Annotated in this window: 11 protein-coding genes and 2 pseudogenes; 10 read left to right on the top strand and 3 right to left on the bottom strand. The window is 72.0% G+C overall.

Annotated elements, in window-relative coordinates; all coding sequences use genetic code 11:
• Window positions 1–331 precede the first annotated feature (331 nt).
• Window positions 332–1,086 (bottom strand): annotated as a pseudogene (locus AB0D31_RS14210) (lysophospholipid acyltransferase family protein).
• Window positions 1,087–1,291: 205 nt separating this feature from the next.
• Here AB0D31_RS14210 and AB0D31_RS14205 point away from each other — a divergent pair.
• The 3 genes from AB0D31_RS14205 (at window position 1,292) to AB0D31_RS14195 (ending at window position 3,637) form a co-directional block, all read left to right on the top strand.
• Complete coding sequence (locus tag AB0D31_RS14205) at window positions 1,292–2,452, top strand: glycerophosphodiester phosphodiesterase (RefSeq protein ID WP_362721712.1); 1,161 nt, start codon at window positions 1,292–1,294, stop codon at window positions 2,450–2,452.
• A gap of 141 nt (window positions 2,453–2,593) precedes the next feature.
• The gene (locus AB0D31_RS14200) at window positions 2,594–3,097 is read left to right on the top strand and encodes a sigma-70 family RNA polymerase sigma factor (RefSeq protein WP_362721709.1); all 504 of its coding nucleotides are present in this window, start codon (window positions 2,594–2,596) and stop codon (window positions 3,095–3,097) included.
• Window positions 3,098–3,133: 36 nt separating this feature from the next.
• Complete coding sequence (locus tag AB0D31_RS14195) at window positions 3,134–3,637, top strand: GNAT family N-acetyltransferase (RefSeq protein WP_362721707.1); 504 nt, start codon at window positions 3,134–3,136, stop codon at window positions 3,635–3,637.
• 7 nt (window positions 3,638–3,644) lie between these two features.
• On the opposite strand, the gene AB0D31_RS14190 is transcribed toward AB0D31_RS14195, so the two are convergent.
• Both AB0D31_RS14190 and AB0D31_RS14185 read right to left on the bottom strand, forming a co-directional pair.
• Complete coding sequence (locus tag AB0D31_RS14190) at window positions 3,645–4,070, bottom strand: hypothetical protein (RefSeq protein WP_362721704.1); 426 nt, start codon at window positions 4,068–4,070, stop codon at window positions 3,645–3,647.
• 2 nt (window positions 4,071–4,072) lie between these two features.
• A complete protein-coding gene (locus tag AB0D31_RS14185; protein ID WP_362721702.1) occupies window positions 4,073–4,432 on the bottom strand; it encodes a hypothetical protein in 360 nt (119 codons plus the stop codon).
• 115 nt (window positions 4,433–4,547) lie between these two features.
• Between AB0D31_RS14185 and AB0D31_RS14180 the strand changes: the two are divergent.
• The 7 genes and pseudogenes from AB0D31_RS14180 to cobT all read left to right on the top strand — a co-directional run.
• Window positions 4,548–4,658, top strand: a pseudogene (locus AB0D31_RS14180) (HAD family hydrolase); the annotation flags it as partial.
• 378 nt (window positions 4,659–5,036) lie between these two features.
• Window positions 5,037–6,107 carry an ATP-binding cassette domain-containing protein gene (locus AB0D31_RS14175; protein WP_362721699.1) on the top strand — a complete coding sequence of 357 codons (1,071 nt, stop codon included), beginning with the start codon at window positions 5,037–5,039 and terminating at the stop codon, window positions 6,105–6,107.
• Window positions 6,104–6,772, top strand: a complete 669-nt coding sequence (locus AB0D31_RS14170; RefSeq protein WP_362721696.1) for a methionine ABC transporter permease — start codon at window positions 6,104–6,106, stop codon at window positions 6,770–6,772. The genes AB0D31_RS14175 and AB0D31_RS14170 overlap by 4 nt, the downstream gene beginning before the upstream one ends.
• Before the next feature lie 70 nt (window positions 6,773–6,842).
• Window positions 6,843–7,694 carry a MetQ/NlpA family ABC transporter substrate-binding protein gene (locus AB0D31_RS14165; RefSeq protein ID WP_362721693.1) on the top strand — a complete coding sequence of 284 codons (852 nt, stop codon included), beginning with the start codon at window positions 6,843–6,845 and terminating at the stop codon, window positions 7,692–7,694.
• Between the two features lie 183 nt (window positions 7,695–7,877).
• On the top strand, window positions 7,878–8,534 hold the full coding sequence (locus AB0D31_RS14160; protein ID WP_362721690.1) for a GNAT family N-acetyltransferase: 657 nt from the start codon (window positions 7,878–7,880) through the stop codon (window positions 8,532–8,534).
• Between the two features lie 111 nt (window positions 8,535–8,645).
• The gene (cbiE, locus tag AB0D31_RS14155; protein ID WP_362721687.1) at window positions 8,646–9,860 is read left to right on the top strand and encodes a precorrin-6y C5,15-methyltransferase (decarboxylating) subunit CbiE; all 1,215 of its coding nucleotides are present in this window, start codon (window positions 8,646–8,648) and stop codon (window positions 9,858–9,860) included.
• Window positions 9,861–10,202: 342 nt separating this feature from the next.
• Window positions 10,203–13,859 (top strand): nicotinate-nucleotide--dimethylbenzimidazole phosphoribosyltransferase, encoded by a 3,657-nt coding sequence (gene cobT, locus AB0D31_RS14150; RefSeq protein WP_362721684.1) that lies wholly within the window; start codon window positions 10,203–10,205, stop codon window positions 13,857–13,859.
• Window positions 13,860–13,911: the final 52 nt, after the last annotated feature.

The following is a 13,911-nucleotide window of genomic DNA, read 5'->3' as shown; positions in this document are numbered from 1 at the left end:
GTGGCTGGTCGCGCAGTTCCCCGCGCCCCTGGGTGGGTTGCTCCTGGCCGCCTGCTGGAACGGCGGGGTCGGGGTGCGGCCCTGGGTGGGTTGCTCCTGGCCGCCTGCTGGAACGGCGGGGTTGGGGTGCGGCCCTGGCTGCGCTGCCGCGAGCCGCTTGCTGGTTCGGCGGGGTGCAGGTGGGGCCTTGGGTGGGTCGCTCCTGGCCGCTTACTGGAACGGCGGGGTTGGGGTGCGGCCCTGGCTGCGCTGCCGCGAGCCGCTTGCTGGATCGGCCGGGTTGGGGCACCCCTGGCGGTGTTGGCGTGAGCCACTCGCTGGGGCGGCGGGGTCAGGCCGCCTTGGCCTTGGTGGCGTACATGTCGACGTACTCCTGGCCGGACAGCCGCATGACCTCGGTCATCACGGAATCCGTGACGGCCCGCAGAACATACCGGTCCCGCCCCATCCCCTCGTACCGCGAGAACTCCATCGGCTCACCGAAGCGAACCGTCACCTTGCCGGGCCGCGGCATCCCCGCACCACCCGGCTGGAGCTTGTCCGTGCCGACCATCGCGAAGGGGACGACCGGCGCGCCCGTCATCAGGGTGAGCCGCGCGACGCCCGTGCGGCCTCGGTACAGGCGGCCATCGGGGGAGCGGGTGCCCTCCGGGTAGATGCCGAACATCCGGCCGTCCTCCAGGATGCGACGACCGGTCATCAGCGCCGCCACACCCCCGTTCGCGCCGTCCCGGTCGACCGGGATCATTCCCACGCCAGTGAAGAACCAGGCCATCAGCCGGCCCTTGAGCCCCTTGCCCGTGACGTACTCGTCCTTCCCGATGAAGGACACCTGCCGGTCGCACACGATGGGCAGCACGATGGAGTCGATGAACGTCACGTGGTTGCCGGCGAGGATGACTGGACCGGTGCCCGGGATGTTCTCGGCGCCTTCCACCTGTGGGCGGAACATCAGGCGCATGATCGGTCCGAGCACTGCCTTGATGAGCGCGAAGCGGGACAACGGGCCCTCCGGGGTCGTCTGGGTGGATGTCGGAAGTCTGTGCAGGTGAGGACGATACTCGCGGCACACGTCTGATCGCACATCGGGTTCACGAAGTGGAAACGCGATATTGACGCTTGTTTCCGCCAGGTTCGGCCCTCCTTGGTCCTCGTGTACCCCTGAAGCATCCCGCTCTTCAGCTCGTTCCGCCTACGCTCGATTTCCCCGCTTTGGCAGGTGCGGGACATGGGCGCGGGAGCTCGGAACGAGCCCGCGCGATTCGACGACCGAGGCGACTGAGGAGTGTTCATGACTGCAGGTGAGCGGATGAGCCCCGGGCGGCGCACCGTGCTGGGAGCGGCGGGCGCGGCCGTGCTCGGCACGGCGGCCACGGGCCTCGCGGGGGCGCCGGCCGTGGCCGCGCAGAACCGGGGCGGCGACCCGTCCGGCTACCGTGACCTGCCCGTCCCGTACGTCATAGGGCACCGCGGCACTGCCGGATACCGGCCCGAGCACACCCTCGGTTCCTACCAGCACGCCCTCGACCTCGGCGCCCACGTCATCGAGCAGGACGTGGTGCCCACCAGGGACGGGCACCTGGTGTGCCGGCACGAGAACGACATCTCGGCCACGACCGACGTCTCCGCGCACCCCCAGTTCGCGTCCCGCAAGACCACCAAGACCATCGACGGGACCGCCGTCACCGGATGGTTCACCGAGGACTTCACCCTCGCCGAGCTGAAGACACTGCGCGCCAAGGAGCGCATCCCGGGCAATCGGCAGCACAACACGCTCTACGACGGCCGCTGGGACGTGCCCACCTTCGAGGAGGTATTGCGCTGGGCCCAGGAGCAGGGCCGCCGCCTCGGCCGCCGGATCTGGCTGCACACCGAGACCAAGCACCCCACCTACTTCCGCGGGATCGGGCTGCCCCTGGAAGACCGGCTCGTCTCCCTGCTTAGCCGCTACGGGCGCCACCGCGCCGACGCCCCGCAGTTCCTGCAGTCCTTCGAGCCCAGCAGCATCCAGCGCCTGACGAAGCTGGTCGACACCCCGTCGGTGGTGCTGCTCTCCAATGCCGGCACCAAGCCCTGGGACTTCGTCGTCAGCGGTGATCCGCGCACCGTGGACGACCTGGTCAAGCCGGCCGGCCTGCGCTGGATCGCCTCGTACGCCCAGGGCATCGGACCCACCCTCGACCTGATCATCCCCAAGGACGCCGACGGGAAGCTGACCCGGCCGACCACCCTCGTACGGGACGCGCACGCGCGCGGGCTGATCCTGCACCCGTACACGATGCGCAACGAGAACACCTTCCTGCCGGCCGAGTACCGGCGCGGCACCGACCCCAACGCCTACGGCGACGCGTTCGGCGCCTTCAGGACGTACTTCGCCACCGGCATCGACGCGGTGTTCTCCGACAACGCCGACACCGCGCTGCTCGCCGCCGACGACTTCCGCACGCGGTGACAGCCACGCAGTGACAGCCACCCAGTGACAGCCACCCCGTGACACCCACCCCGTGACACCCACCCCGTGACACCCACCCCGTACGAGTGACAAGTGCCCGCCGCGGAAACCGGCTTCCGCGGCGGGTGCGTCCCGCCCGGCATGGATCTCGTCACAGAACTCAGCCCGCTCCTCGCCGCCGAGGCCGCCGCGGAGGCCGTCGGTACCGGAGTCGACGCCGCCGACCTCGAACAGGCCGTCTGGCTCAGGCTGTTGGAGCAGCAGCCCGCGGACATGCCGGCCCCGGCGCGCTGGGTGCGCACCGCCGTGCGGGCCGAGGCGCGCCGGGCCCGGTGGCTGCGCCGCCAGGAGAGCCCGTACGCCGGCGAACGCGCGGCCGACCCGGACCCCGGGCCCGAACTCGCCGCCCTCAGCGCCGAACGGCGCCGCGTGCTGCACGCGGCGATCGGCCGCACCCCCGGCAACTGCCCCCGCCTCCTGACCGCCCTGCTCTCACCGCACGATCCCACCTACCGGGAAATCGCAGGGGAGTTGGATATCTCACAGGGCAGCCTGGGGCCGATGCGTTCCCGTTGCCTGGGGTGCTTGCGCAGAATGCTGGCGGCGGAGGTTGCCGCTCCTGAACGCGGGGGAAAGGAGCGGTAGACCATCGGGGACCAGTTGAGCGAGAGGCATGCACACATGGGCATGAGCGTGACCATCTCTGCGGCCGGCGCACAGGATGCCGAGCAGATAATGAAGCTGCAGTACCTGTGCTATCAGAGCGAGGCCGAGCTCTACGGCGACTACTCGATCGAGCCCCTGACCCAGACCCTGGACGACCTGCGGGGCGAACTCTCCACGGGATACGCCCTGGTGGCCAGGCTCGGCGACGAGATCATCGCATCCGTACGCGGCCGGGTGGACGGCTCCGGGACCGGACGCATCGACAAGCTCATCGTGCACCCGCGGATGCAGGGGCACGGGCTGGGCGGACGCCTCCTGGACGCCATCGAGGCCCACTGCGCGGCGCGGCTCGCCGCCAAGCGCTTCCAGCTCTTCACGGGCCACCGCAGCGAGTCGAACCTGCGGCTGTACCGCAGGCACGGTTACGCGACGGTCGCCACCGAGCCGGTGAGCGCGCGCCTGTCCCTGATCACCCTCGAAAAGGACGTGGCGGCCCAGGAGTTCGTCGCGAGCGCGTAGGGGGTGTCTAGCGCTTGTTGCGCCTGAGCCACAGCATGCCGAGGACCGGCAGGATCACCGGGATGAAGAGGTAGTCCATACCGTAGTCCGACCACACCGTGGAGTCGGGGAAGGCGGAGGCGTCCGCCAGGGTCCAGGTCCCGACGACCAGGACGAAGAGGAGCTCCGCCGCGCAGCACATCAGGGCCGCGCGGCGGGCCTTCTCGCCGCCGCGCACCAGCGAGTACGTGATGAAGCCGTACACGCAGGCCGCGATCGCGGACAGGACGTAAGCCAGCGGGGCCCTGCCGAAGTCCGTGATCGTCTGGACGATCGAGCGGGACCCCGCGGCCACGGTGAACACGCCGTAGAACCAGACGAGCACCCGGCCGGGCCCGGAGCCGATCTTCTCGGCCTTCTCGGCGGGCGTGGTGTCAGTGGCGGACTCGGTCACGGTCAGCCTCCCCAGATGTCGTAGAGACGCACTTCGAGCACGGCGAGCACCACGGCGCCCGCGGACACCGTCACCGAGCCCCACTTGGTCCGCTCGGAGAGCGAGAGGAAGCCCGCCGCCGGGACGGCTGCGAACGCTCCGGCCAGATACGCGATGAAGATGGCGACGCCCTGTTCGGGCCGCTCGCCGCGGCCGAGCTGGACGAGCCCGACGACCAGCTGGGTCAGCGCGAGGACGGCGACCACGGCCATGCCGATGAAGTGCCAGTCCTTGGTGGCCTGGTCCCGGTATGCGGCATATCCGCACCAGGCGGCGAGGGCGAGCGCGGCGACGGCGACCGCGACCGTCAGGGCATCGAGCATGGGGTCGAGGGTATTACGGGCCGAAAGGCCCGTTGCGCTCACCCCCACCCCCGCCCGTAGGGTCGGGAGGCCTGGCTCCGGCGGGGCTCGCCGCCGGCCGCGCCCGGCCAGGGCGACCGTGGCCTTGACCACAACGCACCGGGCCGGCGAGCTCGTCGCGGACGGGGTGGTGAAGGGCCTCTCGGCCGTGTCGGCGCAGGCCACGACGGGTGGTGTGGAGAGCACCGCCGCGGAGCGAGACCGTCCGTATGGCAGTCCAGGAGCGTCCGGTATGCGGACAACTCTGATTCGTTCCTGACCGGTTCTGCTTTACTTGCGCCATGACCACGACGAGCAGCCGCACCCTTGCGACCGAGGCGATGATGACGCCCGGTGCTCGTTGTATGTGTCGAATGTGCGCCTTCTGAGGGTCCCCGCCTGAGTCTCGCGCCCCGAAGCGAGACCACGTCGGCCGCGCCCGGTCCCGTACCAGAACCTACGGATCCGGCCTGCCCCGCGCACACCGCGCCCCGGTATTCACCGCAGGGGCCGAGCCGCGCCCCGAACACGTTTGCCCCGTGCCCGGCATACCCCGCGCCGCGCACTCGACAGTGACGGAAATCCTGTGATCACCACAACGGGCCTGACCAAGGTCTACCAGTCGCGCGGACGAGATATCACCGCGCTCGACGGCGTCGACCTGCACGTCCGCGAGGGCGAGGTGTACGGCGTCATCGGCCAGAGCGGCGCCGGCAAGTCCTCTCTCATCCGCTGCGTCAACCTCCTGGAGCGCCCCACCTCCGGCACGGTGAGCGTCGACGGCGTCGACCTCACCGCGCTCGCCGGCCGCGGCCGCCGCGCCGGCAAGGACCTGCGCCGGGCCCGCACCCGCATCGGCATGGTCTTCCAGCACTTCAACCTGCTGTCCTCGCGCACCGTGCAGGACAACATCGAGCTGCCCCTCGAGATCCTCGGCGTCTCCGGCAAGGAGCGCTCCCGCAAGGCCCTCGACCTGCTCGACCTCGTCGGCCTCGCCGACAAGGCGGGCGCCTACCCCGCCCAGCTCTCCGGCGGCCAGAAGCAGCGCGTCGGCATCGCCCGCGCCCTGGCCGGCGACCCCAAGGTGCTGCTCTCCGACGAGGCCACCAGCGCCCTCGACCCCGAGACCACCCGCTCGATCCTCCAGCTCCTGCGCGACCTCAACCAGCAGCTCGGCCTCACCGTGCTGCTCATCACGCACGAGATGGACGTCGTCAAGACGGTCTGCGACTCCGCGGCGCTGATGCGCCGGGGCCGCGTCATCGAGTCCGGCACGGTGAGCGACCTGCTCGCCACCCCCGGCTCCGAGCTCGCCGCCGAGCTGTTCCCGGTGACCGGCGGGGCCACCAGCCCCGAGCACACCGTCATCGACGTCACGTTCCACGGCGACGCGGCCACCCAGCCGGTCATCTCCCAGCTGTCGCGGACGTACAACATCGACATCTCGATCCTCGGCGCCGCGATGGACACCGTCGCCGGCAAGCAGATCGGCCGGATGCGGATCGAACTGCCAGGACGCTACGAGGAGAACGTCGTCCCCGTCGGCTTCCTGCGCGAGCAGGGCCTCCAGGTGGACGTCGTCGACGACAGCCCCACCGACGACAGCGCCGCGGGCGACGGCCAGGCGCTCGACCTGGCGAAGGAAGGTGCCAAGTGAGCTGGTCCGAGATGCAGCCGCTGCTGTCGCAGGGCACGTACGACAGTCTCTACATGGTGCTCTGGGCGACCGTCGTCACCATCGGGATCGGGCTGCCGCTCGGCGTGCTGCTCGTCCTCACCGACAAGGGCGGCCTGCTCCAGAACCGTCCGGTGAACAAGGTCGTCGGCGTGATCGTGAACATCGGCCGGTCGCTGCCGTTCATCATCCTGCTGATCGCCCTCATCCCCTTCACCACGTGGGCCGTCGGCACCTTCATCGGCCCCAGCGCCATGATCGTGCCGCTCTCCATCGGTGCCATCCCGTTCTTCGCGCGCCTCGTGGAGACGGCCGTGCGCGAGGTCGACCACGGGCTCGTCGAGGCCGTCCAGTCCATGGGCGGCAACATCCCCACCCTCGTGTGGAAGGTGCTGCTCCCGCAGGCGCTGCCCTCGCTGATCTCCGCGATGACCACCACCGTGATCACCCTGGTCGGCTACTCCGCGCTTGCCGGCGCGGTCGGCGGCGGCGGCCTCGGCTCGGTCGCCATCACCTACGGCTACCAGCGCTTCGAGACCACCTTCATGCTCATCACGGTCGCCGTCCTGATCGTGATCGTCACCGTGATCCAGCTGCTCGGCGACGGCGTCGTACGCCTGCTCGCCCGCCGCGGCCGGACCTCCTGAACCTTCCTCCCCCCCAGCCCGTACTCCTTGTCCGGGCGTCCCACCGCACCACCGGAAAGAGGCACTTTTCGTGCGTAAGAACACCAAGATCACCGCTGCTGCCGTCGTCACCGCCGCGCTCGCCGTCGGCCTCACCGCCTGTGGCTCGTCCTCCGACCCCAAGCCCGCGGGCGCCAAGGCCGACGAGTCCAAGGCGCTCGTCGTCGCCGCGTCCCCGACGCCGCACGCCGACATCCTCAAGTTCGTCAAGGACAACCTGGCGGCCAAGGCCGGACTCAAGCTGGAGGTGAAGGAGTTCACCGACTACGTCCTGCCCAACACCGCCACCGAGCAGGGCCAGGTCGACGCCAACTTCTTCCAGCACAAGCCCTACCTCGACGACTTCAACAAGAAGAACGGCACCCACATCGTGCCCGTCGTCAACGTGGAGCTGGAGCCGCTCGGCGTCTACTCGCACAAGGTGAAGTCGCTCAAGGACCTCACGCCCGGCCAGACCGTCGCCGTTCCCAACGACACCACCAACGAGGGCCGCGCGCTCCAACTGCTCGCCGCCAACGGCGTGATCACCCTGAAGGACGGCGCCGGCTCCGGCGCCAAGCTCTCCGACATCAAGGACAGCAAGGGCCTGAAGTTCAAGGAGCTGGAGGCCGCCACGCTGCCCCGCGCCCTGAACGACGTCGACGCCGCCGTCATCAACGGCAACTACGCCATCGAGGCGAACCTCAAGCCCTCCAAGGACGCCCTCGCCCTGGAGAAGGCCGACAACAACCCCTACGCCAACTTCCTCGCCGTCAAGCAGGGCAACGAGAACGACCCGCGCGTCCAGAAGCTCGCCAAGCTCCTGAACTCCGACGAGGTCAAGAAGTTCATCACCGACAAGTACGCGGGCTCCGTCGTCCCGGCCTTCGGCCCTGCCAAGTAGCCCTGCCCGTACGGCAGGACGAAGGTCCCGGACACCCCGCCAGGGGTCCGGGACCTTCGTCGCTACGGCCACCCGGCCATGCGCGCCGACGGCCCGATGCTGCATGCTGTGTCTTTACGGTCCTCACAGGTTGACGGGCCACGCGGCCCCCGGGCCGGCGCGGTCCCCAAGGCGGTCCACGGCATGGAGCGGCACATGACTACCCACCTTCCGGTGTTCCCGGACATCTCCATCAGCACGGACCGCCTCGTGCTGCGCCCCTTCGAGGACGCCGACACCCCCGCGCTCATCGAGATGATGAACGACGAACAGGTCGTCGCCTGGACCGGGGTGCCCCACCCCTACACCGCGCGCGACGCCGACGACTGGGTCCGCCACATCGCCCCGCGCGAGCGCACCGAGGGCCGAGGAATCGTTCTGGCGGTCACCGAGTTCCTCACTCAGCGCCTCGTCGGCATCGTCCACCTGCAGAAGACCAACTGGCGCACCCTGGCCACCGAGGTCGGCTACGTCGTGGCGCCCTGGGCGCGCGGCGAGGGATACGCCACCGAAGCCGTGCTCGCCGCCGCCCAATGGCTCTTCCGCGACCAGCGGTTCGAGCGGCTCGAACTGCGCACCGCAGCCGACAACACCGCATCCCAGCAAGTCGCGCAGAAGATCGGCTGCATCAGCGAGGGTGTGCTGCGCAACGCGTGGATAGCGCGTACGCAGACGGAGGACGGCGGCTGGACGGACATCCGCACCGACCTCATCGTGTGGAGCCTGCTCCCGGAGGACCTCGACGGCGTCGCCGACCAGCTCGCGGACGCCGGATACGCCTCCTACACCGACTGGAACTGACCGCAGGGCGACGGCCCGAACGGAAATCCGGAGCTACCCTCAAGTCCGTACCCGGCACCGCACACCCGCCGCCCGACCTGTCCTGCCTCACCACCCTGGAGTCTGACGAAGATGGCCGACCGCGTCACGGTGATCGGCTGGGACGGCTCGCCCCTCACCCCCGCGGCCACCTCCGCGCTCTCCGCGGCCACCCTGGTGGCGGGCGCCGCCCACCACCTCGCGCTCCCCGAGGTGCCGGCCGGCGCCGAGCGCATCCGGCTCGGCAGCGTCAGCCTGGCCGCCCGGCGCATCGCAGGACACCGCGGCAGCGCGGTCGTCCTCGCCGACGGTGACCCCGGGTTCTTCGGCGTCGTCCGCACCCTCAGGGACCCCGAGCACGGCCTCGAAGTCGAAGTGGTGCCCGCCGTCTCCGCCGTCGCCGGGGCCTTCGCCCGGGCCGGGATGCCCTGGGACGACGCCCAGCTCGTCGTCGCCCACCCCCGCACCCTGCGCCGCGCCGTCAACGTCTGCCGCGCCCACCCCAAGGTCGGCGTCCTCACCTCGCCGGGTGCCGGACCCGCCGAACTCGCGCTGCTCCTCGAAGGGGTGCACCGCACCTTCGTCATCTGCGAGGAGCTGGGCAGCGACCGCGAACAGGTCACCGTCCTCACCTCCGAGAACGCCGCCGACCACGCCTGGCGCGACCCCAACGTCGTCATCGTCCTCGGCGGCGGCCCGTCGGGCGAAGGCGAGGGCTGGCTCGCCGGGCCCGCCCCCGGCTACCCCTCGGCGCCGCGCGGCTGGGCGCTGCCCGCCCGCGAGTACGGCGCCGGACTCGGATCCGGGGAGTCGGTGGAGCTGCGCGCCGCCCAACTCGCCCGGCTCGGGCCGCGCGTCGGCGACCTCGTCTGGGACATCGGCTGCGGCAGCGGCGCGCTCTCCGTGGAGGCGGCCCGCTTTGGCGCCGCCGTGATCGCCGTCGACGACGGCGCCGAGGCATGCGCGCGCACCGAGTCCACCGCGCGCCGCTTCGGCGTACAGCTCCAGGTCGTCCGCGGCAAGGCCCCGCACATCCTGGAGTCGCTGCCCGAACCCGACGTCGTCCGCGTCGGAGGCGGCGGCGCGGCGGTCGTCGAGGCGTGCGCCGATCGCAGGCCGGAGCGCATCGTGACGCACGCGTCCACCCGGGACGAGGCGGAGGCCGTGGGAGCCGTTCTGAGCGCCGGCGGATACGACGTCGAGTGCGCGCTCCTCCAATCGGTCGACCTCGACACGAGCGCCTGGTCGGAGCGCGAACGCTCGGTCGCCTTCCTGCTTTCCGGAAGGCGGAAAGAAAGATCCCTGTGACTCCTCCGGCGCGTCGCGGAGGGTAGGCTGGCCGATCGTTGTACCGCCCCCGGCCGTTCGGAGCTCCGCTCGCCAAGGGCCGGACGAGGGAACCGCTTTGGGACCCTTCGGCGGTACGGCACAACCGGGGGACGCGCAACGTGGCGCAGCCCACACGGTCCGTGGCCGAGACTGACCGCCACGGCGGCGAAGGCCCGCGACAATGCATGGTGTCGTTGACGCCCGCGGGCCGTTCGCGACCGCGCGGCGCATACGTACTGAGCGCTGGGTGCCGCACATGCCGAGCGTGTGCGGCCCCGGGCCGCAGGCCGAAGGAGCACTACAGATGGGCGAGGGGTACGCATGACTGACACCGGCCAGGTCCCGGGCGAGGGACTGCCGGAGAACGCAGGCATGGTGGAACAGCCGGGCGTCCCCGCTCCCGGCGCCTACACCTTCCTCGATCCCGCAGACAGCTCGGCGAACCCCGTGGACGACGACGACCTGCTCCTGATGCCGGGCGCCCAGGGCGCCTGGATCGACCCGCAGTCCGCGGCGGTCCCCGTCGCCGCACCGCCCGCACCCGGCCCGGCCGCGGAACCCGGCGCGCACGAGACCGGTGGCCGGGACACGGGCTCCGTCGACCTCGGCGGTGCCCGCACCACGCAGGCCCCCGCGAGCGCCACCCCGCCGCCGTCCCGCCGCCCGCTCCACCTCGGCCCGCAGGTGCCGGACGCCTCCGCCGGTGTCGTACGGTCCCTCGCCGACCGGGGCCCGGCCGGCGCGCCCGTGAACGCGATGCCCGCCCGCACCCAGGGGCCGCCCACCGCAGGCCCCGAATACCTGGACGTTCCGCGCGAGGGAGCCGCGACGCAGCCCCCGGCACCCCAGCTCGCGGAGATGCAGCCGGGGGGTGGCATGGCATGGACGCCTCAGCAGCGCTCCGCGCCCCACGAGTCCCTCAACATGCCCATGCCCCCGGTGGAAACACCGGCTGCAGAACCCGCTGCAGAATCCGCCGCAGAACCCGCTGCAGAAACGGTCGTCCCCGAGGACTTCGCGGCCCACGCGGCGGTACCGGGCGCACAGCCCCACACCGCCGGACAGCCGGCCCCGCAGATGGCACAGGCCGGTGCACGGCCAGTGCTGCTCGTGGACCAGCTCGTCGCCCAGCAGGCGATGCAGCAGGGCGCTTCAGCGATGCATCAGGGCGCTTCGCAGACGCCGCAGCAGGGCAGCCTGCCCCAGGCGCCGGGCCAGTTCGTGCCTGTGGAGGGCTCGGTTCCGACCGGCCCCCACCTCGCGCCCGCCCCGGCGCAGGCCGCGCCCGTGCCGCACATGCCCGCGCCCGGAGCCGAGGACGTACTGCCGACGCCCGAGCCGGTCGCCGCGGAGCCCGTCGCCGCGGAGCCTGCCGTCGCCGCCGTGCGGCCCGAGCCGGTGGTGCCGACCGAGCCCGAGGGGCCGAGCGCCGTCGAGGCGGTGGCGCCCGAGGAGCTCGTGACCGGCCCTGCGGCCGCCGACCCCGCGTCCGCCGAGGCCGCTGTCGCCGAGCCCCTCGCCACCGAACCGCCCACCACGGAGCCGGCCCCGGCCGCGCAGGCGACCGCCGACGCCGCGCCTGCCGCCGCCGGGCCCGTGGTGCCCGAGCAGGTCGTAGTCGAGCAGGCCGTGCCGGAGCAGGCAGTAGCTGAGCAGACCGTGCCCGAGCAGGTCGTGGCCGAAGCCGGGACGCCCGAGCAGGTCGTAGCCGGGGCAACCGCGCCCGTCCCCGCCGAGCCGCTCCCTGTCGAGCCGGCCGTGGCCGAGCCCGTGGCCGAAGAGGCTCCGGCCGCGCCGCAGCCCGTGACTGCCGAGCCCGTGCAGGTGGCCGCGCCCGGGGCGGAGCCCGTCGTGGTCGCCCCGGACCAGGCGCCCACGCATGGAGCCGTCCCGCTGCAGCAGGCCCCCGTCGAGGAGCAGACGCCCCAGCAGCCCGGCGCGGCGGAGCCCGCCGCCGAGGCGCCGGCCGCCCCCGAGCCGGTCCAGGTGCCCGAGCCCGTCCTCGTACCGCAGCAGGACCAGCCGAGCACGGCCGGGGCCCCGGCCGCCGGCCCGGCGGCGCAGGCTCCCGAGGCCCCCGCCGCACCCGAAGCGGTCCTCGCGCCTCAGGCCGCCCCGGCCGAAGCGGGCGCACCCGTCGCCGAACCGGCCGCGCCCCAGGAGCAGGACGCCATCGACACGGCGCCGGCCGCGCAGGCCACGGAGGCCGAAGAGCTCATGGACGTCGTCGACATCCCCGAGCAGGCGCCCGCCGCCCCCGGGTACGACGACGCCGAGCGCGAGGCCGTGCTGCGCGTCATGCGCGAGCGCCGCGACATCCGCAACGGCTTCCGCTCCGACCCCATCCCGCACGAGGTGCTGCTGCGCGTCCTGGAGGCGGCCCACACCGCGCCCTCCGTCGGGCACTCGCAGCCCTGGGACTTCGTGGTGATCCGGTCCGCCGAGACCCGCCGCACCATGCACGAACTCGCCCAGCGCCAGCGCGAGGCGTACGCCAAGTCGCTGCCCAAGGGCCGGGCCAAGCAGTTCAAGGAACTGAAGATCGAGGCCATCCTCGAAACGCCGGTCAACATCGTGGTCACCGCCGACCCCACGCGCGGCGGCCGGCACACCCTCGGCCGCTACACGCAGCCGCAGATGGCCCCGTACTCCTCCGCGCTCGCCGTGGAGAACCTGTGGCTCGCCGCCCGCGCCGAAGGCCTCGGTGTCGGCTGGGTCTCCTTCTTCGACGAGCGCGAGATGGTCCGCGCCCTCGGCCTGCCCGAGCACCTCGAAGTCGTCGCCTACCTGTGCGTCGGTTACGTCGACGAGTTCCCCGACGAGCCCGAGCTGATGCAGGCGGGCTGGTCCAAGCGCCGTCCGCTGTCCTGGGTCGTCCACGAGGAGACGTACGGCCGCCGCGCGCTGCCGGGCGAGGACCCGCACGACCTGCTCCAGGAGACCGTCTCGGGCATCCGCCCCCTCGACGCGAAGGCGCTCGGCGAGGCGTGGGAGCGGCAGAAGCGGATGACCAAGCCCGCGGGCGCGCTCGGCATGCTGGAGATCATCTCCGCGCAGCTGTCCGGTCTCTCGCGCAAGTGCCCGCCGCCGATCCCGGAGCCGGCCGCCGTCGCGATCTTCGCCGGCGATCACGGCGTCCACGCCCAGGGCGTCACCCCCTGGCCGCAGGAAGTCACCGGCCAGATGGTCGCCAACTTCCTCGGCGGCGGCGCGGTCTGCAACGCCTTCGCCAACCAGGTCGGCGCCGAGGTCTGCGTCATCGACGTGGGCGTCGCCTCCGAACTCCCCGCCACCCCCGGCCTGTTGCCCCGCAAGGTGCGGGCCGGCACCGCCGACATGACGACCGGTCCTGCGATGACCCGTGAGGAAGCCGTCGCCGCCATCGAGGTCGGCATCGAGACCGCCCGCGACCTGGTGGCCGCCGGTAACAAGGCGCTCCTGACGGGCGAGATGGGCATCGCCAACACCACCGTGTCGGCCGCCCTCATCTCCCTCTACACGGGCGTCGACCCGGTCGAGGTCACCGGCCGCGGCACCGGCATCAACGACGAGACGCACGCCCGCAAGGTCGACGTCGTACGCCGCGCCCTCGAACTGCACCAGCCGGATCCGGCCGACCCCATCGGCGTGCTCGCCGCGATCGGCGGCCTGGAACACGCCGCTCTGGTCGGCTTCCTGCTCGGCGGCGCGTCGCTGCGTACGCCGGTGATCCTCGACGGCGTCAGCACCGGAGCGGCCGCCCTGGTCGCCCGCGCGATCGCCCCCGAGGTGCTCTCCGCGTGCATCGCCGGTCACCGCAGCGCCGAACCCGGCCACGCGGCAGCCCTCAACAAGCTGGGCCTGCGCCCCCTGGTCGACCTCGACCTCCGCCTCGGCGAGGGGACCGGCGCGCTGCTCGCCCTGCCGGTGGTGCAGAGCGTGGCCCGTGCCATGCACGAGGTCGCCACGTTCGACTCGGCGGGCGTCACCGAGAAGTAGTCCGTACGCACGAGCGGGGGCCGGCAGCGCCTGGTTCGCGCGGGAGAGGATC

The organism is Streptomyces sp. NPDC048361 (assembly GCF_040651795.1).
Classification (GTDB): Bacteria; Actinomycetota; Actinomycetes; order Streptomycetales; family Streptomycetaceae; genus Streptomyces.
Note: the sequence above shows the minus strand (reverse complement) of the source record. Positions and strands in the feature narration are given on the sequence as shown.

What these genes read in the sequence shown, in the direction of transcription:
- AB0D31_RS14205 (WP_362721712.1), top strand. Translation starts at nt 1,292, where the DNA reads ATGACTGCAGGTGAGCGGATGAGCCCCGGGCGGCGCACCGTGCTGGGA.
- AB0D31_RS14200 (WP_362721709.1), top strand. Translation starts at nt 2,594, where the DNA reads ATGGATCTCGTCACAGAACTCAGCCCGCTCCTCGCCGCCGAGGCCGCC.
- AB0D31_RS14195 (WP_362721707.1), top strand. Translation starts at nt 3,134, where the DNA reads ATGGGCATGAGCGTGACCATCTCTGCGGCCGGCGCACAGGATGCCGAG.
- AB0D31_RS14185 (WP_362721702.1), bottom strand. Translation starts at nt 4,432, where the DNA reads ATGCTCGATGCCCTGACGGTCGCGGTCGCCGTCGCCGCGCTCGCCCTC.
- AB0D31_RS14160 (WP_362721690.1), top strand. Translation starts at nt 7,878, where the DNA reads ATGGAGCGGCACATGACTACCCACCTTCCGGTGTTCCCGGACATCTCC.
- cbiE (WP_362721687.1), top strand. Translation starts at nt 8,646, where the DNA reads ATGGCCGACCGCGTCACGGTGATCGGCTGGGACGGCTCGCCCCTCACC.
- cobT (WP_362721684.1), top strand. Translation starts at nt 10,203, where the DNA reads ATGACTGACACCGGCCAGGTCCCGGGCGAGGGACTGCCGGAGAACGCA.